This is a genomic window from Prochlorococcus sp. MIT2308, from assembly GCF_059772345.1.
This window is the reverse complement of record NZ_CM186283.1, coordinates 1,213,716-1,236,202: the sequence shown is the minus strand read 5'-3', so window position 1 is coordinate 1,236,202 and position 22,487 is coordinate 1,213,716. Positions and strand designations below refer to the sequence as shown.

Below are 22,487 nucleotides of genomic sequence, written 5' to 3'. Positions count from 1 at the left end.
GAAATCGATCTTTTTTTTAATTAATACTTGATTTCTCATTGGAGCTCAAAGCCTGAAAAACTAATTGGCAAAAGAATTTTTACCTATCCTTATTAAGTTTTTCGAATCGTTTAAGAAGAAAGAGCCTACATAAATTGATTACTTTTAGAGCTACGGATTTTGTTTGGATTCCCTTTTATTAATCCCTTAAAACCATTGTCTTATTTATGGAAGAGGTTATAGTTCCGCAAGATTCTGTCCTGCAAGCCTGTATATTGGCCTGCCAAACAGATAACCGCATTATTTAATGCGGTGATCCCTAGCAAAGCACTTAAACTTTTCCCCCATGGCCAACGCGACTAGCACTGAACTCCAAGAGCTCTACGTTGCATACTTCGGGCGCGCTGCTGATCCTACAGGTCTTGATTACTGGACTGAACAAGGGATCACCACAGCTGCGTTTGCTGCAGATATGTATGCACAAGCCGAATTCAAAGATGCATACGGAAGCAAATCAGTAGAAGCTCAAGTTAATCAGATCTACAAAAACCTTTTTGATAGAGAAGCTGATGTAACAGGTTTAACTTACTGGACTCAACAGATCAATTTAGGCGTCCTGAAAGTTGCTGAGATTGCGACTCACCTAATTTGGGCGGCAAAAAATAATTCTGGCAGTTCAGACGACAAAACAGCGCTCACTAATAGAACTAACGCCGCTGTTGCCTACACTGCAGAAGTAAAAGGAAGCACCGCCGCAATTCTTGCTTACCAAGCTGAATCAACAAGCCCTTGGACATCTGGAGTAAACATAACTGAAGCAGTTACTTATTTATCTGGTATTGATAAGGACACTACTCATACTGCAGCAGGCGTTACAGCTAGCGTTAACACAATCGTCAGCAATGGTGATCCATCAGTAGTTGCTTCAGCTAAGACATTCGCTCTAACCACATCCATTGATACAGGATCAGATTTTACTGGTACTGCAGGTAATGACACATTCAATGCAGATAACAGCGCTGCTGGAGGAACTGATTCAAAAGAAGTTACTTCTGTAGCTGACACGATTGATGGAGGAGCTGGAACAGATACATTCAATATCTACTCTGACGGAACTGTCGCTGGTATTCCAACAGTAAAAAATATTGAGACTTTAAATGTCTACGATGAAGATGTTGCTTTCACACTAACTTCAGATCAGGCAAGTATCACAACAGCTAATTTCATTAGAAGTGATGGTACCGCTACCTATACCGTTCCCATAACTGTTACATCCGTAGGACTTGAAAATATTGCACTAGCAAGTACGGGAATTGTTGTTGCCGCTGCTGCAACAGATACTGCAATAACACTTGGCCTCAATAAAATTACTACTGCAGATGGTGGTTCTGATGAGGATGTTGCCGTAACAGGAGCAAAATTAACTACAGTCAATGTCAACACAACAGGTACTGCTTCTGCTATTGATGATTTAGATTTGGCAGCTGCAACGACAATTAATCTTGATGCAGGCGTCAAATTTACAACAGGTGAACTAGTTACTACTGGTTCAAAGGCTACCTTGAATATCACTGGTTCTGGAGATGTAACTTTAGGTACTCTTGGTAACACCATTACTACAGTTGCTGCTGGTGATGCCACAGGCATAATCACAATGACTGGACCTGGCTCAAGTAATAAAGCTGCAGTAATCACACTTGGATCAGGTGCTGATGTTTTCACAACTGGATTAGGTGGTTTTGCTACTACTGATAAATTTGCTGCTAATGCAGGAGCAGGCGAAGACACACTAGTTGTTGCTTCTGCTGCCCACGTCAATACCGCTGATGAAGCTGACAGATATACCAACTTTGACGTTATTCAAGTAGCTGCAGGTGTAGATACTGATACTCAGTACCTAGCTTCATCAATTGATGCTGCAAAAGTTACAAACGCTAACTTGACAAATATGTCAGCAGCGCTTGCAGGAAATATCACCATTGAGGGTGCTAATCATGCGGGTGGAACATTTTCACTTAAAGATGCGACTGGTACATCTGATGTACTTTCAATAACTTCAAAGCATGCAACTGCTGCAAGTGCAACTGATTTCACTACTGCGACAGTTACTGGTTTTGAAACTCTTAACTTCACAGCAAACTCAGGTGACGCTCTAACAACAACAACTTCTGATAGAGCTGCGGTTTCATTTAGTGCTGCAGGAAACTTAAAGACGATCAACGTTAAGGGTACTAAATCTGCGGACATTGATATTTCATCTAATGCTGTAAAAGTTACGACTCTTGATGCATCAAGCATCACTGGTGGAGCTGTTCTTACTACAGGTGGTCAAACCGGCGCCCTAACAGTGACGGGTTCAGCCGTTGCAGACACTTTGGAAGTAGGTGCAGTTGGATCAGGTGGTTCAGTAACAGTTAATGCTGGAGCTGGTAATGACACTTACAGCGGAACAATCGCTAACTTGGCGGCAGCAACAATTGATGGTGAAGCTGGTACTGACACAGTTAATTTCACTGATACCAATTCTTCAACCCAAGCATTGACATTCGACGATACAACACTCAATGGAATGTCAAATGTAGAGACCATTGGCTTTACAGGTGCTCTTGCAGGTGATCTAACAGTAACTTTAGGTGGTTGGGCTAATACATTAGCTTCATCTATTTCAGGCAATCAGCTAAAGATTTCTGCTAAAGCGCTTGCATCAGGAGCAGCAGGTGACGTAGTTGTTGTTGACGCATCTCAATTAACTGGATCAAACTCAGTTGAGATGGATATTAAAGACACTGCTGCTGGTAATGCTGCTGCGAACACCATTGATCTTACTGGTTCTGATAACGCTGATAAGATTACAGTTGAGCAGGCGACAGACGCTGCAGACACTGTCATCACAGTTATTGGTGGTAAAGGAAACGACACCATCACAGTTAAGACAGGAGCTAATCACGACGGAGGAGTTGTTGTAACGGCAGGAGATGGTGACGATACCATCGATTTGACTTCAGCAAGTAGCGATGCTGCTTCAACAACCAACCTGATTACAGGTGGTAAAGGAGCAGACACAATCAAATTGGAAACAGCAGTAGATACCGATTACACAATGGTCTTCGCATCTACAGCTGCTAACAATGGAATTGACTCAATTACTAACTTCACTCAAGGTGCAAGTGGAGATGTTCTAAAGCCAGATGCTTTCTTAAATGCCACCGCTATGAACGCTGTTATCACAGCTAACACTGCTGGTTCGACTGCTGTAGAAAGTGACGTTAACCTACTGGTTGATATAACTGGTGGACAAGATATAACCACAGCTGCTGGACTTGACGCTGCGTTAGCTGCAGGTGGTGAGTACGGCAACTTAGATATGGCCGGAAGTGGTAAAGCTGTGTTTGTAACAGCTGCTTCTAGCGATGCATCAGAGACCCAGCATGTATTCTTCGCTTCTGCTTCTGCAGCCGGAGTTATTACAACTACTAAGGTGGCTACAGTTGCTAGTGCAGATATCGATAGTTGGCATTCTGACAACTTTACAATTACTGCTTCTTAAGTTTTCTAGAAAAACTAAAAGCTTTAATTATAAAAGCTCCGCAATTGCGGAGCTTTTTTTGTCTTTCAAACAAAAAAGATTTCAATTACATTTATCTCCCTACCTTGAATAATAATTAGAATTAACTTCAGTCTGTTTGACTAATTCTTTAATGAATTTCTTTTTAGATATAAATATATGAAAAAGGTTAGCAATAAATAATGTTTTTTTAGATTGATTTTAATGAATTTGCTTTATCACTAAATTTATTGAAAAGTAATTGCAAATACGTAACCCTTCTTAGTTTGATATTTGCTGATAAACTCATTCCAGCTTGAAGTGGGAGTTTTCTTCCTGACTTAAGTTCCAGAAATTGCGTATCCAATTCAATTTTTGCGGGGAAACGGAAACCTTTACCTTGCGAAGGAATTGGTGCTAATGCATCAGAACCGATACTTAATACTTTTCCTTTGATTATTCCAAAGTCGCTTGCTGGGAAAGAATCAATACTTATATCTGCACTTTTACCTTCACTTACAAAACCAATTGTCCGATTATCAATTTCTATCTTCGCAATTAAATTATTCGAAGGAACTATTTTCATTACTGGTTGGCTTGTTCGTGCTACGTATCCTGGACCTTTCGGTTGAAGTTCAAAAACCACCCCGTCTATTGGTGAAATTATCTCTTGATATTTTAAAGTGACTAAATTTGTTTTTATTTCACTTTTAATTTGCTCGACTTTATCAAGTTGTTGCATATATTGTAACTCTGATACGGCACCTTCACTTACAAGATTTTCTAGCCTTTTTGTAATATCTTTATTGAAACTAAGACTGTTTTGTAAGGCTGTATTTTTTGCTTCTGTAATTTCAGTATCAAGATGAATAAGAATTTGTCCTTTTTTTACAACATCTCCTTCTTTAACAAGTATTTCTCTAGCAATTCCCTCTAAAGGCATTTGAACATCAAAGACTCCGCCTTTTGGTTCTAATTTACCTATAGCTATGGCGACTTCATCTGTTTTGGCAATAGCTAACCATCCAATAGAAAATGCTGTACTACCCATTAAAACCCAGGTTATTGAAGTTGCCCAAAATTTTGATTGCTTTAAAAAAACTAGATTTATATCGTTGCTTAATGTTTTATCAATCTTATCCTGTAACGATTGAATAAATTCAATAGGTTTTAATGTCTTTAGGTTAATTTTTTCATTTTTTATAGTATTAAACGTCTCACTTAATTTTTTTGATTTCAGCTTAATTGAGCTTGTTATGTCCCCGACTGATTTTAAAAATTGCTCTTTTTTGCTTGTTTTCATTTTAAGTAGACTCCTGTTGACGATAAAGTGCAAAATATCTACCTTTTAAATTCATTAATTCATTGTGGGTTCCAGTCTCGACAATAGAACCTTGGTGAAGCATGACTATTAGATCTGCATTTCTTACTGTGCTTAGCCTGTGAGTAATAAAAAATACTGTAGATTCTTTGCATGAGTCTTTTAAACCTTCACATACTTTCCGTTCAGTTTCATAATCTAGTGCACTCGTAGCCTCATCCATAATTAGAAGTTTAGGGTTACTCAATAGTGTTCTTGCAATAGCTATTCTTTGTTTTTGGCCCCCTGATAAACCTGCGCCTCTTTCACCAACATTAGTGCTATATCCATCTTCTAACTCCATTATGAAATCGTGGGCACTTGCAATTTTGGAGGCTTGAACAATATCGTCACTTGCCGCTTCGGGATCAGTTAGGGCAATGTTTTCATTTATTGTTCCAGCAAAAAGTAAGGGCTCTTGCGGCACGATTCCAATTTGTCTTCTCAAAGAATACAATTCCACTTTATCTATGTCATATTCATCTATTTTGATTCTGCCAGAATTAGGTTTATATAACCTTGGGAGTAATTTCATTAAAGTACTTTTACCGCTTCCACTTTGACCAACTATTCCTACAAATTGACCTTGCTTAATTTTTAAAGATACTTTCTTCAAAATATCAGGTTGACCGGGAGAAAACTTAAAGCATACGTCTTCGAATTCAACTGATCCGTTGATGCTTGGTAATGGAATCTTTGCTTGATCTGCTAAAGACGTTTCTTCGGGTGTATCGACGATATCTGAAAGCCTTTCAAATGAGACGCGAAGCTCTTGTATATTTTGCCAAATTGTACTTAATCTCAATAATGGTTGGGTTACATATCCAGATATAATTCTGAAAGCTATTAACTGACCTAAACTTAATTGACCTTTAAGTACTAAGGTGGCACCGACCCACAGTACTAGTAGTTGAGATAGCTGTTGTAATACTTGACTTGTCTCTCCTAGAGCAGTTCCAGTAATAGTTTTTTGAAATGACTTTGCAACATAAGTTGAATATAATTCTTGCCATTTCCATCTACTTACTCGCTCAATATTTTGGGCTTTAACAGTTTGAATACCTGTTAAAACTTCAACTAAGTGGCTTTGAGTAACTGCGTTTTCCTGTGCAATATCTCTAATCTGTCTTCTAATTAATGGGGTTCCAATTATAGTTATCATGATTTGTATAGGTACAACTCCCAGAGCAATTAGTGTTAATAACCAACTATAAATTACCATTACTACTATATATATAAGAGAGAATATTGCATCTAATATTGTAGATAAAGCTTGTCCAGTAAGGAAATTTCTGATTTTTTCTAATTCAGCTATCCTGCTGCCTAATTCACCTACTGGTCTTCGATCAAAATAACCTAAAGGTAAACGTAATAAATGATCAATAACCTCAGCTCCTAATCTAGTATCAATTCTGTTTGTTGTCTCATTAAATAAAAATGTTCTGAGACTACTAAGTATCCCTCCAAGAATAGTAATTACTACTAGTGCTAGTCCTAATATTTGAAGTGTATCTAGGCTTCTTTGACTAATAACTTTATCGATGATTACTTGAATCATTAATGGATTAGCTAAGCCAAATAGTTGCACTACGAATGACGCTAAGAAAACTTGTAAAAGAACGCTTCTATATCGATTAATGGCTGGCAATAACCATTGAAGGCCAAACTTTATGCCTGGTGTTTGCTCGTTTCTTTCAACTAATAACAATTCAATATATCCTTTCTTAAAACTTTCTTCAAATTGATCAGAATTTAATTTAATTAATCCTTCAACTGGAGATGCTAATTCTAATTTATTTGAATGACTTTCTTTTACAACAGCAAAACTTTCTTTCCAAGTAATTATTGCGGGAGATGGAAGCCTGTCCGCCATTCGAGGAGCTACTTTAGCTGTAGATGAATGTAAACCCATTGAGGAAGTTATTCCTCCAAGTAGATGAATGGTTGGTTTTTTACCTCTTTTAATTGTGTCCCGAAGGATTTTTTCTATTGAATCAACTCTGTAAGGTAGTTTCATTTCTGTTGCTATCATTTGCAGGCAGGCCAAAGACTCTCTCATTGTTCCAGTGCCTTTAATTATTTTGAGTTCTTTCTTTGGACTGTAGTTTCCAAGATCTTCAGTACTAATATCAAATACATCAGGACCAATATCAATATTATCTTTATTCTCTATGTTATTATCATCATTGGTTTTAACTAATTTCGGGTTATATTTATTACTTACTAATTGATAATAAATTTTTTTATTTAATGAAAAAACCCTTCCTGGGAATGGACTCTTTGCGATAATTTCTTCACTATTTTGTATTATTTCACCGATTTCTTTTTTTTCTATATTAGCACTACCAGTAAAATAAATATAATTTTCTCCGTCGGGAATTTTCTCACCATTCTTAAATATATTCAACTTGACATTAACTAATAGCTGATTAAATATGTTTTTAATATTATCTTCAATGTCAGAACTATGAGATTCTTCACTGATATAAATAGCTAACTCTAACAATTCTGATGGAAGAAAATTAGTATTACACCAGTTTCTAAATTCTTTTTCTTTTTTATATAAATATAAAATTAAGCTGTCAGGAATAGCCAAACCTAATAGATCATTACTTGCGGTAATTAATTCACATCCTTTTGCTCGTAATAAAGAGGCGAGACCAATAAAAGAGTCAGAACCTAATTTAGTTATTGTTTGTGATTTAAAAGTCGTGCCATATAAAAGCCTTGCTTCTCCACTTAGAATAATAAGAACTGTATTTGGAATAAGATCTTTTTTATTGCAGATTGGGTAACCGGTTTTATATCGAAGTAATTTTGATTCATTCTCAATTTTTTTTATACTAGAATCGCTTATATATTTAAAAGCTTCTATTGATTTCAGATTAATATTAATGTTGTTTTTCATGATATTTTTATTAGATCAGAATCAGGATTGTTAACTAATATTTTTTCTAGGAGATTGTTACTTAATATATCGGTTTCTTTATCAATCCATTTATTGAATAATTCTTCACTGATTTTTTCTTTCATAAAACTATCTAGCTTTGCTGGTTCATAATATTCTAATCTTAAAACTATGTTGTATTCATCTATTTGTATAGGTGAATTGACTTCTCCAATTTTAGACTTTTTTATTAATTCTATAAGCCTTGGATGTGCTCTCCCTAATGGGGCTGGGCCTATTATCCCTCTGGTTTTATTTTCGATACCTTCAGAATGTTTGATAGCCAGCTCTCCAAAGCTAGCTTCTTTTTCTTGGATTCTAAAAAAAATCTCTCTAGCTAAGAAAAAATCTTTAACTCTAATTATGCTGTAAACTACTATATCTAATTCGCTTTTCCTTTCAAGAAAGCTACTTTCAACTTGATGCTCGAAATTAAGTTTACAATATTCTTTTAAACGAACATTGGTTAATGCGAGTTCTTCAAATTTAGTTTGATCTAATTTATTTTCTTTTAACCACAAGTTAAACTTTATATCATCTGTGATATTTAATCTTTTACAAAAATCCGCTATAATTTCCTTTTTTATTTTTGTTTCAATATAAATGTCTGATAATAAGTTCTTTAAAAGTTCAGATCTAATAAGTGGCTTAAGTAAATTATTCTCGTGTAATAATTCTATGCATTTATTAGGAAAAAGTTCTAGAGCTTTCATTGATTGACTTGTAAATCACATGTTTTAGAGAAACCAAAAAATTAATTGATAATTATTTTGGCTAGAAGGTACATGCTAGATAAAAAACGCCCATTTTAGCTATTGAGTTCATTTTTCAGAGCCGTAGAATATGCAGCTGATGCAGTTCTTAAAACGTTTTTTTGGGCTTCAAGTTTTTGTAATTCATTTTGTACAAATTGTAAGCTTGCTAGTTGTTCCTTTGCTTTTTCACTTAAATCATCTAGATTGTAATCTTTTCCGTCAATAGTTACGTTAGCCATTTTTTTCTTTCTAGTATTTTTACACATCATACACTATTCCATTCTTCTATTTTAGTGAATACTCCAAATATCTTTGTATTGATAACTGTTTTATATTCGGAAACTCTTCTTTAATTATAAAAAATTATTTTATTTTCATCATCGTCTGATTCCTATTGATACTAATTTCCTGCTTTACTTACTTTATAAATTATTTTTTTTGAACTTATATTCATTCTTGATTAGCTTGCATACTTTAAATAATAGAATAGAAACTTGAAAAATTTTTATTTATAAACTACTTTCTTTCCTGGCTATCTTGAGATCACTTTCTATCATTTCTGATGCTAAATCCTTAATGTCGTAGGTAGGTTTCCAATCAAGTTTGGAGTATGCTTTTTTAGCATCACCGAGTAATGTTTCAACTTCTGTAGGTCTGAATAATGATGAATCTATTTTGATTACTAACTTTCCATTATCTCTTCTTTTCCCTATCTCGTGCATACCCTCACCTTCCCAATCTATCCCTTCCCATCCTAATTTGATAGCACAAATTTCAATAAATTTTCGTACAGAACATTGTTTGCCTGTGGCAATAACATAATCTTCAGGCTCATTTTGTTGAAGAATTCTCCATTGCATTTCTACATAATCTTTTGCATGTCCCCAATCTCTTAAAGAATCAATATTGCCCATTTTTAAATATTCTTGGATTCCAAAATGAATTCTTGTTAGTCCCCTAGTGATTTTTCTAGTAACGAATGTTTCCCCTCTCCGTGGGGATTCATGATTGAATAAAATTCCATTGCATGCAAACATTCCATATGACTCTCTATAGTTAATAGTTATCCAATATGCGTATAATTTCGCAACCCCATAAGGACTTCTAGGATAAAAAGGCGTTGATTCAGATTGCGGTGATTCTTTGACCAGACCATAAAGTTCTGAAGTGCTTGCTTGGTATATCTTTGTTTTTTCAATAAGGCCTAAGATTCGAACTGCTTCAAGGATTCTCAGTGGTCCTAAAGCATCTGTTTGAGCCGTATATTCTGGCAATTCGAAGCTAACTTTTACATGGCTTTGAGCTCCTAAATTGTATATTTCATCAGGTTGTACTTCTTTAATTATTCGTAGGAGATTTGTACTATCTGTTAAATCACCATAATGTAAAGTAAGTTCTTCCTTTGATTTATTAGTTATTAAATTTTTAATTAGTTCTGTATTCACTTGGCTGCTTCTCCTTATGATTCCATGTACTTCGTATCCTTTATTTATTAATAATTCAGCAAGGTAACTTCCATCTTGACCAGTGATACCAGTAATCAAAGCAGTTTTCGATTTATCCACCCTTTGCTCTCCCAAGGTTTTTATTCTATTGTATCATTGCGTTTGTATTTATAAATAACTTTTCTATTTCCTAAATTGCTTAAACCTTTTTTTATATCTATATTTATATTATTAATAATATAAATATATAAACTCTCATTTATCAATCTTACAAGTTAATATATTAGTAATTAAGTTTGATTTGATGCTAGGTAAATTATTAGGCGATCCAAATAAGAGGAAAATAAAATCTTTTTATCCTTTGGTAACGGATATAAATGTTTTAGAGGAAGATTTAGTTGGTTTGACCGATGATGAGCTCAGAAGAAAGACTGCTGAATTTAGGCAAAAAATAGAACAAGTTACAAGTTTTAAATCTCAGCTTCAAATCCTTGATCAACTTTTACCAGAGGCTTTTGCAGTAGTTCGAGAAGCTTCTAAGCGTGTCTTAGGCATGAGGCATTTTGATGTCCAGCTGATAGGTGGGATGGTTTTGCATGAGGGTCAAATAGCAGAAATGAAAACAGGAGAAGGTAAAACACTCGTAGCCACTTTGCCGAGTTATTTAAATGCTTTGACTGGTAAAGGTGTTCATGTCGTTACTGTTAATGATTATTTAGCCAGAAGAGATGCTGAATGGATGGGTCAAGTTCATCGTTTTCTTGGTTTAAGTGTTGGGTTGGTTCAGCAATCAATGTCGCCTAAAGAAAGAAAAAAGAATTATGAATGTGACATAACCTATGCCACGAACTCTGAGTTGGGATTTGATTATTTACGCGACAATATGGCAGCAGATCAGTCTGAGATTGTTCAAAGAGATTTTAACTTTTGCGTAATTGATGAGGTTGATTCGATTCTTATTGACGAAGCCAGAACGCCATTAATTATTTCAGGTCAAGTTGAAAGACCTCAAGAGAAATATCAAAAAGCCTCAGAAGTTGTAGAGAAATTAGTGAGAGCAAAGGAAATGAGTAAAGATGGTATCGATCCTGAGGGGGATTACGAGGTAGATGAGAAACAAAGAAGTTGCATACTCACTGATGAGGGTTTCGCTAAAGCAGAAGAGCTTTTGAAAGTTAAAGATTTATTTGATCCGAAAGATCCCTGGGCTCACTACGTAACAAATGCATTAAAGGCAAAAGAACTTTTCACGAAAGATGTGAATTATATTGTTAGGGATAAGGAGGCAGTCATAGTCGATGAATTTACAGGGAGAGTAATGCCTGGAAGACGCTGGAGCGATGGTCAACATCAAGCAATTGAAGCCAAAGAGAATCTCCCTATTCAGCCAGAGACCCAGACTTTGGCTTCGATTACATATCAAAACTTCTTTCTTCTCTATCCAAGACTATCTGGGATGACAGGAACGGCAAAAACTGAGGAAGTTGAATTTGAAAAAACTTACAAAATAGAGACAGCTGTTATTCCTACTAATCGAAAAATTGCAAGGGAAGATTGGGTGGATCAAGTTTTTAAAACTGAAAAAGGAAAATGGAGAGCAGTCGCAAAAGAAACAGCTGAAATTCATAAACAAGGAAGACCAGTTCTAGTAGGTACTACAAGCGTTGAGAAGAGTGAGCTTTTAAGTACTCTTTTATCAGAGCAGCAAATACCCCACAATTTATTGAATGCAAAACCAGAAAATGTTGAGCGAGAAGCGGAAATAGTCGCTCAAGCTGGACGCTCAGGTGCTGTCACCATTGCGACTAATATGGCTGGAAGAGGAACAGATATTATTCTTGGTGGTAATAGTGACTATATGGCCAGATTGAAGATTAGGGAAATTTTAAGCAATCGATTAGTCAAACCAGAAGAAGGTCACAAGCCTCCAATACCACTACAACGCAATTCCCCTTCAGTGGGATTCAAAGAAGATAATAAAAAGAACCCTAAGAGTAGCAAAAAATTACAATACACTTCCTTACAAAATATTTTTCCTGTTTCACTTACTGAAGAAACTGAGCAAAGGCTTATAGCTTTATCTTCCAAGTTAGTAAAGGTATGGGGTGATCGTGCTTTGAGCTTGATTGAATTAGACGACTATATTGCTACTGCGGCCGAAAAGACACCCACTCAGGATAAAAATATTGAGGAATTAAGAGTTGCTATTCAATTAATTAAAAATGAATATGAAGTGGTGTTGAGCCATGAGGAAACTAAAGTTCGTGAGGCTGGGGGGCTCCATGTAATAGGAACTGAGCGTCATGAGTCAAGAAGAGTTGACAATCAATTAAGAGGAAGAGCTGGTCGTCAAGGAGATCTAGGAAGTACACGTTTCTTTTTATCGCTAGAAGATAACCTGCTTCGCATTTTTGGTGGAGATAGAGTTGCAGGTCTTATGAATGCTTTTCGGGTGGAAGAGGATATGCCTATAGAATCTGGAATGCTCACTCGTTCTTTAGAAGGTGCTCAAAAGAAAGTTGAAACTTATTATTATGATATTAGGAAACAAATATTTGAATATGATGAAGTAATGAATAATCAGAGAAGAGCGGTATACCTAGAAAGAAGAAGGGTACTGGATGGAAAAGAGTTAAAGCTACAAGTTATTGGATATGGTCAAAGAACGATGGAAGAAATAGTTGAAGCATATGTTAATGAAGACTTGCCACCTGAAGAGTGGGATTTAGATAAGTTGGTTTTAAAAGTCAAAGAATTTATTTATTTATTAGATGAACTTAAATCTGATGATTTGCTTGGATTGAATAAACTTGAACTACAAGACTTTTTAAAAGAGCAGTTAAGAAATGCTTACGATATGAAAGAAGCTCAAGTAGAGCAAACTCACCCAGGAATAATGAGAGAGGCCGAAAGATTTTTTATTCTGCAGCAATTAGATACACTTTGGAGAGAACATTTACAGTCAATGGATTCATTGAGAGAGTCAGTTGGATTACGAGGCTATGGACAAAAAGACCCTTTAATTGAATATAAAAATGAGGGTTATGATATGTTTTTAGAGATGATGATAAATATGAGAAGAAACGTAATTTATTCTATGTTTATGTTCCAACCATCTCAAAAGCAAGTTCAAGCCTAAATTTAATCTGTAGTTATCTCAATATGATTAATGTCGATTCAGATAAGTTGCAGAAATTATATATGGCATATTTTGGAAGACCTGCTGATCCTTTAGGATTAAATTATTGGCTTTCAAGTAATAATAAATCATTAACATTAAGAGTGATATCTAAGCAATTATCTATACAAGATGAATATACTAACTATATGGGTAATAAGCCTATTGAATCCCGAATAAATAAACTTTATTTAAATTTATTTAATAGAAAGGTAGATAATAATAGTTTAAATTATTGGTTGAGAATGATTGATAATGAGAACTTGAATGTATCAGATATAGTTTATCAATTAGTTGATTTTCAGAATCAATCAAATTTAATTAATCTAGCTCTAAAAGATGAAGATATGAATGTATTGAAAAATAAGATTACCGCTGCAGAATTATTTACAAATCAAATAAGTAAGAGTATTTTCTTGATTAATTTATATCAACCTGACTCTATTTCCCCTTGGGTGTCAGGGGATTTATTTATTAAAGTATCAGATTTTCTTGGCAATATTAAACATCAGATAGTTTCTATTGATGAGATCAATAATTTTATCAATTCATTGTCTGAGATTCCTATTGAGATTCTTACTCGTCCTGCTATTGAAATTAAAGATCTTTCTCTTGCTATTCCTATTTATTATTTAGAACCTAGATCTTTGACAAAAAGACTTACTAAAAAGGTTGTTAATATTACAGGAGGCAAATTAACTAAGTCGAAACAGGGAGCTAACATTCTTGCTCTGAATAATATTAATTTAACTGTTATGAAAGGCGAAAGAGTTGGCTTGATTGGTCATAATGGTTCTGGTAAAAGTAGTTTTTTAAGGCTTATATCCGGAATTTATGAACCTACCTCAGGTCAAATTAAACGTTCAGTAGAGGTATATCCGATGCTTCAAAAGACTTTTTTAACTAGTCCAGAGCTATCAGGAATAGATGCTTGTAAAGCATATTTTTTACTCAAAAACTATAGTTTAAAAGGTTTTGAACCCTTCTTGAATGAAATTATAGAATTTTCTGGTTTAGGCACATATATTTCTTTACCTGTAAAGACTTATAGTGAAGGAATGTCAGCAAGATTAATTTTTTCAATTCTCACTTCTAGTCATCATGATTGCTTGGCAATTGATGAAGGCTTCGGAACCGGGGATGCTGATTTTTGTGATCGTGCTGAAGAGAGAATGGAGCAATTTATGGAATCAGCCGCAACTTTATTTTTAGCAAGTCATTCTGAAGAACTTTTAAAACAATTTTGTAACAGAGGAATTGTATTTAGCCATGGATCAATTGCCTATGATGGTCCCTTAGATGCTGCACTAAATTACTATCACACTCATTAAATATCATCAAAAAATGTTATTTAATAATTTAAAATTTGCTTTTAGAACTAGAAAAGCATGGTGGTATACCGCTACTTCTAGATCAAGAGCTAGGTTTGCTAAAACAACTCTTGGTAGTTTTTGGCTGGGCTTTTCAAATTTATTATCAATAGCAACTTTAGGAATTGTTTATGGGACAGTTTTCTCTGTAGAGAATTTTACCTCTTATTTTATTTATTTAGGATTTGGTTTGGTTATTTGGAATACAATTAGTTCATCAATCTCGAATTCACCTCAATTATTTGCTTATAATTCTTCGAATATAAAAAATATGAATCTTAACCCTATTTTCTATACATTGGAAGAATGGGCCTTTCAATTACAAACTTTTATTCAGTCTTTTACTTTAGTTTTTTTTGTATTTATCTTTTTCAAATTCTCACTATTAACTAATTTTTTATTATATTCATGGTTACCATTTATAAATTTATTTTTATTTATATATTGGTTTCCTGTGATTATATGTTTGATTAGTGTTCGTTATTCAGATATCGCTCAATTAGTTCCAATAATTCTTCAGTTAGTTTTTTTAACTTCACCAATACTTTATAGGAAAGAAAGCTTGGGTGCATTAGCTTGGATTACGGATATAAATTTTATTTATCAGGTATTAGATCCTCTAAGGGATAGTATAATTCAAGGCTATGTAAATTATCGTGTTTCATTTGTAATTTTAATTGTTAATTTCGTAGGTATCTTTTTGACTATTTCTTTATTAAACAACGAGAATAAGAAATTACCTTTTTTACTCTAAATCTGTTTGGATATAGATTTAAGTATCTTTATTATTAAAATCATCCCCAATAAATTCAATGATTTCTTTGTCTTTTAAGCTTTGAGATTCGCCAATAATGATTTCTTCTTTTTTGGTTTTTTTAGTCGTTTTAATATTACCAACTACGTCTTTCAAGACTAATATGTCACTTTCTAATTGATCTATCCTTTCCATAAGATTTCTAAGAACGTTGGCCTCTGTATCTGGTAGTGCTGAATGAGCCAAGGGATTGATTTTTACTCCACTTTGATGAACGATTCGTCCAGGAATTCCTACAACAGTACTATTTGCCTCTACATTTTTTACTACAACTGATCCCGCTCCAATCCTTGTATTGGTTCCGATGCAAATCCCTCCAAGAACTTTTGCTCCTGCTCCTACGACGACATTTGATTCCAGAGTAGGGTGTCTTTTTCCACTTTCCTTTCCCGTACCACCCAAAGTTACTCCTTGATAGAGCAAACATCTATCTCCAATTTCACTTGTTTCGCCAATAACTACTCCCATTCCATGATCTATAAAAACTCCTTTGCCAATTCTTGCGCCTGGATGAATCTCAACCCCAGTCAAGAACCTAGTTAAATGGCTTAACAGCCTTGGTAATATTGGAAGATTATACTTCCAAAGCTTGTGAGTGATTCTGTGAATCGAAATAGCTTGAAATCCTGGATAACAAAATATTATTTCCCAAAAGCCTCGAGCTGCTGGATCTCTTTCCTTAATTATCGCAAAATCAGATTTTAGTGATCGAAACATTGACATTGAATGCAATTTTTAATCGAGCAGACCGATTTCTTTACGTAATTCTTCTATTGTGGAATCACTAAGGTACTTATCTGCGCAGTGGATTTGGGGCATCCTCATTAATTGAGATCTATTTTGCCTCAGCGTATGCTCAATAACAGGTTGGCTTGGGCTATCACAAATGACGTGACTTGCTGCCCTCAACAAAGCAATCAAACGGCTTCCTACATCAGGGTTGGCAGTCATCAAAAGAATTTCATTACCGCGCATACTGTGCAAAATTACTTCTGCTGCTCTCAGTATTCCTGGGCTTATACTTACTATTCCTACACAACTGCCTGAGCGAAGCTTGTTCAAAATAGCAAGTTCTTTTTGGAAATCACTCAGATCTACAGCGACAGCTCTGACTTGATGACGTTTGGCTATCTCTTCTAATGGTTGTAAGAAGTATCTACTTGTTACAACTGTCCCTTTGCTTGAACTTTCTAAAACACTTTCCAATTCCTCCATCGGAACGACTTCGACAGGGACATCTAAATGAGGTGCTAATTCTTCTGCAATTAGTAATGATGCTCCTATATCCTCTCTGGGAGTGCTAACAAGTAAGCGGGCTCCACATCTTAGTCTCCAATCAATTTCACGGGTAAATAATTCTCTAGTTTGCTGCAGGGTACAGCCTTCATTTAAAAGTTGATCAATACTTTTACGAACCTCATTGTCTATGTCTTTGATGACTTTTTTACGTATTGAGGGAGAGGTGTTTCTTAAATCTTTTTGTTTCTGTTGATCTCGAACATAAATACCTGAGCCCGCAATAGCCTCTACGACTCCATCAGTTTCAAGTTGTCTGTAAACTTTGCTAATTGTGTTTCGATGAAGACCTGTTTGCATAGCTAGCTGTCTAGTGCTTGGAAGCCTGTGGCCAGGGGGATAGTGCCTGGCTGCTATTGCAAAGCAAATTTGGTTGTATAGCTGACTTGATGCAGGAATTTCACTGTCTTGTTGTATGTGGAATCTCACAGGCTATATGACAGGCTTTAATGTGGCTACCTTAATAAAAAGATTAGCAAGTGACAATTATTTTTTTGTCCAATAATAATTTTGTTTTATTTAATTTAACTGATTGTTCTTAAAGCTTTTTGGGGTTCAGTTGAATCTTTTTCTTTCTTTAATAATGGAGTTTTACGCGGAGTTAAAAACATAATCATGTTTCTTCCTTCTCTCTTAGGAGATTGTTGCACTTCTGCTTTCTCTTCAAGATCATTGGCCATTCTTTTTAAAAGAGTTTCAGCAAGAGCAGTATGTTGTATTTCGCGACCTCTGAAAATAACTGTGCATTTGACTTTGTCACCAGCTTTTAAGAAGCGGGTAGCTTGACTAATGCGAACTTGATAATCATGTTGATCAATTTTATATCTCATTTTTACTTCTTTGACTTCTGTTTGGTGGGATTTTTTCTTTGCTTCCTTTGCTTTTTTTTCTTGTTCAAATTTGAATTTTCCATAATTCATGATTCTGCATACTGGCGGCGTCGCCTTTTCGCTGACTAAGACAAGATCTAGCTCTCGTTCCTTAGCGACTTCTAATGCCTCTTCACGGCTAATGACACCAAGTTGGGTGCCATCTGAATCAACTACTCTGAGACTTTGATAGTTGATTCTTTCATTAATGTTGGGCAGCTCCCTTTCTGGAGCGCGACGATCAAAACGAGGACGAGGTGGCATTCAGTAACTAATTAGGTGGAAAGAACCTTTTGGGCTAATTCTAAGCATATTTGCAATTGTCAACTTAGAACCTCATAAATAGAGGATAAAGCTTCAGTTAATGCATTATCGGTATTTAGCCATTTTGAATTATGTTTGTTTCTGAACCAAGTTTTTTGTCTTTTGGCTAGCTGGAGTGTGCGTTTGGTTGTTATTGCTAGGGCCTCCTCAAAGTTTATCTTTCCATTAATAATAGACCTTGCCTCCCCATATCCAATAGTTTTTAGCAACTGTAAATCATTTCCGTATTTCATAATCAAATTTTCAGTTTCTTGAATCAATCCGTTTTTATACATTTTTTCAGTTCTTTGTTTGATTCTTATTCCTAAATTGTCAGGGTTTAAACCAAGCTCTAAAATTTTCCATGGAGGAGGGTTTGAATTTTTTTGCTTTGAAAAACTTTTTCCAGTGGCATAAAAAACTTCAAGAGCTCTAACAGTTCTAATTGAATCTTGGGGATGTATTTGTTCTGCAGCCTTTGGATCACAACACTTCAATAAATTATGCCTTTCGTTTCTCTCGATTTTGTTAAGTTGTTTTCTTAAGAATTTTTGAGGTGGCACTCCTGGAGGGTTAAGTCCTCTAATTAATGATTGAAGATATAGTCCACTGCCTCCAACAAGAAAAATTACGTTTCGTTTTTTTAATTCTTCCTCCATTGAATTAATTGCTATTGAATTAAATTCATAAAGATTTAATGGTGTAGTAGGTAAGCATAAATCAATCAAAAAATGAGGAACTTTTCTTTGTTGCTCTAATGTCGGTTTTGCAGTCCCAATATTCATATCAATGTATATTTGACGTGAATCAACATTGTGAATATTAGTTTTAATTGAGTTTGCAATATCAATTGCCAGTTCTGTTTTTCCGCTTGCAGTTGGACCCATAAGGGCTATGACAAGTGGTTTATTGGGTTGCATAATTCATTTTCTGAAGTTTTATTAGCAGTAACTGCATCATGATTAATTGTTTTGATTTGGTTTTGGAATTTTCCAAAGACTTTCCCTTGTACCAATGTTAAATTGAAATTTCAGGAAAGGTTTCGACTAATGCAAGTATCACAGACAACCTTGACTGTTTGCTGTAATCCGAATGAGTAAAGATTCAAAAGTCCAAGAGGCTTATGGTGCTGAGCAGATCCAAGTATTAGAAGGCTTGGAACCTGTCAGAAAACGCCCTGGAATGTACATAGGCTCAACAGGGTCAAAAGGGCTTCATCACCTTGTATACGAAGTTGTAGATAATGCAGTAGATGAGGCTCTCGCTGGCCATTGTGATCAAATAACCATTTTACTTTGTGAAGATGGTTCAGCATCTATTACTGATAATGGTCGAGGGATACCAACTGATATTCATCCACGCACTGGCAAAAGTGCTTTAGAAACAGTATTAACTGTTCTTCATGCAGGTGGAAAATTTGGAAGTGGTGGATACAAAGTCTCTGGAGGCTTACATGGGGTTGGTATATCTGTAGTAAATGCTTTGAGTGAGTGGGTAGAGGTCACAGTTCGCAGGCAAAATAAAGTTCATTTTCAGAGATTTGAAAGGGGTGCATCAATTGGAAATTTGAAGTCTGAAAATCTTTCGAAGTTAGATCAAAACTTAACTGGAACGACTGTTTGTTTTAAACCTGACGACAAGATTTTTACTGATGGGATAGCTTTTGAATACGGAATATTGTCTTCGAGGCTTAGAGAACTTGCATATTTGAATGGAGGAGTCCGAATCGTTTTTCGTGATGAAAGGAAAAAGCAAAAAGATTCTGAACAAACTCCCTATGAAGAAGTTTATTTTTATGAAGGTGGAATTAAAGAATATGTTGAATATATGACCAAGGAAAAAGACTCGTTACATCCAGAGATTATTTATGTCAATTCTGAAAAAGATGGAGTTCAAGTAGAAGCAGCAATGCAGTGGTGCGTTGATGCTTATTCAGACAGCATTCTCGGATTTGCCAATAATATTCGTACGATTGATGGTGGTACTCATATTGAGGGCTTAAAAACAGTCTTAACTAGAACTTTAAATACATTTGCTAAGAAAAGAGGTAAAAGAAAGGATTCTGATTCCAATTTGGCTGGAGAAAATATTAGAGAAGGATTGACAGCTGTTCTATCAGTAAAGGTTCCTGATCCAGAATTTGAAGGTCAAACAAAAACTAAATTAGGGAATACAGAAGTACGCGGAATTGTTGATAATTTGGTTGGTGAATCTCTTAGTCAATATTTAGAATTTAATCCAGGTGTAATTGATTTGATATTAGAGAAAGCAATTCAAGCTTTTAATGCTGCTGAGGCAGCAAGAAGAGCTAGAGAGCTTGTTCGCAGAAAAAGTGTTTTAGAAAGTTCTACACTGCCAGGTAAACTTGCTGATTGTAGTTCAAGAGATCCATCAGAATCAGAAATCTACATAGTTGAGGGAGATTCTGCAGGAGGATCAGCTAAGCAAGGAAGAGATAGAAAATTCCAGGCAATTCTTCCTTTGAGAGGCAAAATTCTAAATATAGAAAAAACCGATGATGCGAAGATCTATAAAAATACTGAGATTCAATCTTTGATAACAGCGCTTGGTTTAGGTATTAAAGGTGAGGATTTTGAAGTTAAGAATCTCAGATATCATAGAGTAGTAATAATGACTGATGCTGATGTTGATGGCGCACATATAAGAACTTTGCTCTTGACGTTTTTTTATAGGTATCAAAAGGCTCTTGTGGAAGGCGGTTATATATATATTGCTTGTCCTCCTCTTTACAAGGTCGAAAGAGGAAAGAAACATACTTATTGCTATAACGAATCAGATTTGCAAAAAACAATATCAAATTTTGGAGAAAAGGCTAACTATACAATTCAAAGATTTAAAGGTTTAGGAGAAATGATGCCAAAACAATTATGGGAAACAACAATGGATCCTGCAACTAGAATGATGAAAAGAGTTGAGATAGAAGATGCACTTGAGGCTGATCGTATATTTACAATTTTAATGGGTGATAAAGTTGCACCAAGAAGAGAATTTATTGAGACTCATAGTGTTGACCTTGACCTTGCAACTTTGGATATTTGATGAATTTAATAAGTACTTTTATAATTTGGACATGGCTTTTAGGTATTGCTTTGGTGATTCCTACAGCATTGCCTGCTGGAGGTGCGAAAGAGTCTATTATTCAACATAGAAAAAATAATATGGGATCACCAATAATTGCATTGAAAGATTTTAACTTGCTTTCTTCAGCCTATAAAAATGCATCTATTGTAACTAGTGTTAAAGCAGGAACACCAGTCAAAATTTTAAAAACTTGGGATAGTACTAATAATGGAAAGTGGTTATTGGTTAATATTGCAATTCAGAATTTTAATCAATTATTTTATAAAAGAGGATGGATAAATATTGGTAAATCTTAATTTACTAAAAGATATTATATTGATTGCTATTGGTGCAGTATTTGGAGCGAACTCTAGATTTCTAATCTATCAGAAATTCAAAGAAATCAATATAAATGGAAAATTTTCTATTTTTTTAATTAATATTTTTTCTTGTTTTTTTCTTGGTTTTTTTATTTCTATATCATCACACATAAAATCTTTAAATGTTTCATCTCAATTGGCATTGTTTTTTGCAATTGGTTTCATTGGAAGTTTAAGCACTTTTTCTACATTTATTTATGATTTGTTTGAATTATTTAGAGAACATAAGTTTTTAAAAGCTTTAAAGCTTTTTATTTTTTCTTTTTCTTTGGGAATAAGTGCTTTAGTGTTGGGCTTTTTATTTGGTGATTAATAAATGAATAATTTTTTAACAAAAAATAAATACTTTCTTATTTCAATTGGAGCTGTTCCTGGTGCTATATTTCGATGGCAAATTGATGATGTTTTTATAGTAAATACACTAGGTTGTTTTTTATTAGGCATTATTAATGCAATGCCTGTAAAAAGAATTAATAAATTGATTTTTGGTTTTGGATTTTGTGGCTCACTTACTACGTTTAGTGGCTGGTCTTTTTTTTTATTTAAATTAATTAGTGACGGTTTATATAAATTATTTTTCTTGAATTCAGTTTTAATTGTATTAATTGGATTTTTTGGTGTTTGCTTGGGTGATTTATTTACGAAAAAGTTCTTAATTAATTAAGTAAATTTTCAATGGCTTTTTGAATTTCAACACTGTCGGGTTCGACTGAACTTTTGAACCTTGTGATGGCCTCACCTTTTTTGTTGACAAGAAATTTTTCGAAATTCCATTCAACGTCGCCAGCAGGCTCGACTTGATTCAACGTTGTAAATGGCTCAGTAGTATTCCCTTTTGCATGCACTTTTTGGAAAAGTTGGAAATTTACTCCATACGTCATTGAACAGAAATTTTTTATCTCGTCTAGCTCTCCAGGTTCTTGATTGCCAAAGTCATTGCATGGAAAACCTAAAACCCTAAAGCCTTTTGATTCGTACTTGTCTTGAAGACTTTGAAGAGCTTTATATTGTTTAGTAAATCCGCACTTGCTAGCGACATTAACGATTAATAAGACATTCCCTTGGAAATAATCAAAAGTTATTTTTTCATTGTTAAAAGTGAGGATTTGTACTTTGCTGATATTTACGGACATGGTTATTGAAGTAACAAAAATGGGAGTTAACAA

The 22,487-nt window shown here is 34.7% G+C and carries 18 protein-coding genes; 8 read left to right on the top strand and 10 right to left on the bottom strand.

What is annotated here, in order from left to right; translation table 11 throughout:
• The first annotated feature begins 325 nt into the window (after positions 1–325).
• Positions 326–3,526, top strand: a complete 3,201-nt coding sequence (locus AC6EIW_RS07235; RefSeq protein WP_498520008.1) for a DUF4214 domain-containing protein — start codon at positions 326–328, stop codon at positions 3,524–3,526.
• 208 nt (positions 3,527–3,734) lie between these two features.
• Here the strand turns inward: AC6EIW_RS07235 and AC6EIW_RS07230 are convergent, their stop codons facing one another.
• The 5 genes from AC6EIW_RS07230 to gmd all read right to left on the bottom strand — a co-directional run bounded on the left by AC6EIW_RS07230 (position 3,735) and on the right by gmd (position 10,150).
• The gene (locus tag AC6EIW_RS07230) at positions 3,735–4,826 is read right to left on the bottom strand and encodes an HlyD family secretion protein (RefSeq protein ID WP_498520007.1); all 1,092 of its coding nucleotides are present in this window, start codon (positions 4,824–4,826) and stop codon (positions 3,735–3,737) included.
• 1 nt (position 4,827) lies between these two features.
• Positions 4,828–7,791, bottom strand: a complete 2,964-nt coding sequence (locus AC6EIW_RS07225) for an ABC transporter transmembrane domain-containing protein (protein WP_498520006.1) — start codon at positions 7,789–7,791, stop codon at positions 4,828–4,830.
• Positions 7,788–8,543 (bottom strand): peptidylprolyl isomerase, encoded by a 756-nt coding sequence (locus AC6EIW_RS07220; protein ID WP_498520005.1) that lies wholly within the window; start codon positions 8,541–8,543, stop codon positions 7,788–7,790. Before AC6EIW_RS07220 ends, AC6EIW_RS07225 begins: the two co-directional genes overlap by 4 nt.
• A 95-nt stretch (positions 8,544–8,638) precedes the next feature.
• Positions 8,639–8,824 carry a DUF6447 family protein gene (locus AC6EIW_RS07215; protein WP_498520004.1) on the bottom strand — a complete coding sequence of 62 codons (186 nt, stop codon included), beginning with the start codon at positions 8,822–8,824 and terminating at the stop codon, positions 8,639–8,641.
• A gap of 270 nt (positions 8,825–9,094) precedes the next feature.
• Positions 9,095–10,150, bottom strand: coding sequence for a GDP-mannose 4,6-dehydratase (gene gmd, locus AC6EIW_RS07210; protein WP_498520003.1), 1,056 nt, complete (start codon positions 10,148–10,150; stop codon positions 9,095–9,097).
• Positions 10,151–10,334: 184 nt separating this feature from the next.
• Here gmd and secA point away from each other — a divergent pair, with 184 nt between their 5' ends.
• The 3 genes from secA (at position 10,335) to AC6EIW_RS07195 (ending at position 15,332) form a co-directional block, all read left to right on the top strand.
• Positions 10,335–13,169, top strand: coding sequence for a preprotein translocase subunit SecA (secA, locus tag AC6EIW_RS07205; protein ID WP_498520002.1), 2,835 nt, complete (start codon positions 10,335–10,337; stop codon positions 13,167–13,169).
• A 62-nt stretch (positions 13,170–13,231) separates the two neighbouring features.
• A complete protein-coding gene (locus AC6EIW_RS07200; protein ID WP_498520001.1) occupies positions 13,232–14,539 on the top strand; it encodes an ABC transporter ATP-binding protein in 1,308 nt (435 codons plus the stop codon).
• 13 nt (positions 14,540–14,552) lie between these two features.
• Entirely contained in the window at positions 14,553–15,332 is a 780-nt protein-coding gene (locus tag AC6EIW_RS07195) for an ABC transporter permease (protein ID WP_498520000.1), read from the top strand.
• An 18-nt stretch (positions 15,333–15,350) separates the two neighbouring features.
• Here the strand turns inward: AC6EIW_RS07195 and cysE are convergent, their stop codons facing one another.
• From cysE to miaA, 4 genes are all read right to left on the bottom strand, one after another.
• Complete coding sequence (cysE, locus tag AC6EIW_RS07190) at positions 15,351–16,109, bottom strand: serine O-acetyltransferase (RefSeq protein WP_498519999.1); 759 nt, start codon at positions 16,107–16,109, stop codon at positions 15,351–15,353.
• 18 nt (positions 16,110–16,127) lie between these two features.
• Positions 16,128–17,117: a GntR family transcriptional regulator gene (locus AC6EIW_RS07185; RefSeq protein ID WP_498519998.1), complete on the bottom strand. Its 990-nt coding sequence runs from the start codon at positions 17,115–17,117 to the stop codon at positions 16,128–16,130.
• A 95-nt stretch (positions 17,118–17,212) separates the two neighbouring features.
• Positions 17,213–17,821 (bottom strand): translation initiation factor IF-3, encoded by a 609-nt coding sequence (gene infC, locus AC6EIW_RS07180; protein ID WP_498519997.1) that lies wholly within the window; start codon positions 17,819–17,821, stop codon positions 17,213–17,215.
• A 59-nt stretch (positions 17,822–17,880) separates the two neighbouring features.
• Positions 17,881–18,780, bottom strand: a complete 900-nt coding sequence (gene miaA / locus AC6EIW_RS07175) for a tRNA (adenosine(37)-N6)-dimethylallyltransferase MiaA (RefSeq protein ID WP_498519996.1) — start codon at positions 18,778–18,780, stop codon at positions 17,881–17,883.
• Between the two features lie 172 nt (positions 18,781–18,952).
• Here miaA and gyrB point away from each other — a divergent pair, with 172 nt between their 5' ends.
• From gyrB to AC6EIW_RS07155, 4 genes are read left to right on the top strand one after another with little or no spacing between them, the layout of a single operon-like run.
• A complete protein-coding gene (gyrB, locus tag AC6EIW_RS07170) occupies positions 18,953–20,920 on the top strand; it encodes a DNA topoisomerase (ATP-hydrolyzing) subunit B (RefSeq protein WP_498519995.1) in 1,968 nt (655 codons plus the stop codon).
• A complete protein-coding gene (locus AC6EIW_RS07165) occupies positions 20,920–21,258 on the top strand; it encodes a hypothetical protein (RefSeq protein ID WP_498519994.1) in 339 nt (112 codons plus the stop codon). The genes gyrB and AC6EIW_RS07165 overlap by 1 nt, the downstream gene beginning before the upstream one ends.
• Positions 21,245–21,634 (top strand): fluoride efflux transporter FluC, encoded by a 390-nt coding sequence (locus AC6EIW_RS07160; protein WP_498519993.1) that lies wholly within the window; start codon positions 21,245–21,247, stop codon positions 21,632–21,634. The genes AC6EIW_RS07165 and AC6EIW_RS07160 overlap by 14 nt, the downstream gene beginning before the upstream one ends.
• A 3-nt stretch (positions 21,635–21,637) precedes the next feature.
• On the top strand, positions 21,638–21,985 hold the full coding sequence (locus AC6EIW_RS07155; protein WP_498519992.1) for a fluoride efflux transporter FluC: 348 nt from the start codon (positions 21,638–21,640) through the stop codon (positions 21,983–21,985).
• Here the strand turns inward: AC6EIW_RS07155 and AC6EIW_RS07150 are convergent.
• Positions 21,978–22,454: a glutathione peroxidase gene (locus AC6EIW_RS07150; protein WP_498519991.1), complete on the bottom strand. Its 477-nt coding sequence runs from the start codon at positions 22,452–22,454 to the stop codon at positions 21,978–21,980. The genes AC6EIW_RS07155 and AC6EIW_RS07150 overlap by 8 nt on opposite strands.
• Between the last annotated feature and the right edge of the window lie 33 nt (positions 22,455–22,487).

Coding starts and splice junctions, on each gene's coding strand:
- miaA (WP_498519996.1), bottom strand. CDS start 18,780: ATGCAACCCAATAAACCACTTGTCATAGCCCTTATGGGTCCAACTGCA.
- AC6EIW_RS07225 (WP_498520006.1), bottom strand. CDS start 7,791: ATGAAAAACAACATTAATATTAATCTGAAATCAATAGAAGCTTTTAAA.
- AC6EIW_RS07200 (WP_498520001.1), top strand. CDS start 13,232: ATGGCATATTTTGGAAGACCTGCTGATCCTTTAGGATTAAATTATTGG.
- AC6EIW_RS07230 (WP_498520007.1), bottom strand. CDS start 4,826: ATGAAAACAAGCAAAAAAGAGCAATTTTTAAAATCAGTCGGGGACATA.
- AC6EIW_RS07150 (WP_498519991.1), bottom strand. CDS start 22,454: ATGTCCGTAAATATCAGCAAAGTACAAATCCTCACTTTTAACAATGAA.
- AC6EIW_RS07165 (WP_498519994.1), top strand. CDS start 20,920: ATGAATTTAATAAGTACTTTTATAATTTGGACATGGCTTTTAGGTATT.
- AC6EIW_RS07155 (WP_498519992.1), top strand. CDS start 21,638: ATGAATAATTTTTTAACAAAAAATAAATACTTTCTTATTTCAATTGGA.
- infC (WP_498519997.1), bottom strand. CDS start 17,821: ATGCCACCTCGTCCTCGTTTTGATCGTCGCGCTCCAGAAAGGGAGCTG.
- AC6EIW_RS07220 (WP_498520005.1), bottom strand. CDS start 8,543: ATGAAAGCTCTAGAACTTTTTCCTAATAAATGCATAGAATTATTACAC.
- AC6EIW_RS07195 (WP_498520000.1), top strand. CDS start 14,553: ATGTTATTTAATAATTTAAAATTTGCTTTTAGAACTAGAAAAGCATGG.
- AC6EIW_RS07235 (WP_498520008.1), top strand. CDS start 326: ATGGCCAACGCGACTAGCACTGAACTCCAAGAGCTCTACGTTGCATAC.
- secA (WP_498520002.1), top strand. CDS start 10,335: ATGCTAGGTAAATTATTAGGCGATCCAAATAAGAGGAAAATAAAATCT.
- AC6EIW_RS07215 (WP_498520004.1), bottom strand. CDS start 8,824: ATGGCTAACGTAACTATTGACGGAAAAGATTACAATCTAGATGATTTA.
- cysE (WP_498519999.1), bottom strand. CDS start 16,109: ATGTTTCGATCACTAAAATCTGATTTTGCGATAATTAAGGAAAGAGAT.
- gyrB (WP_498519995.1), top strand. CDS start 18,953: ATGAGTAAAGATTCAAAAGTCCAAGAGGCTTATGGTGCTGAGCAGATC.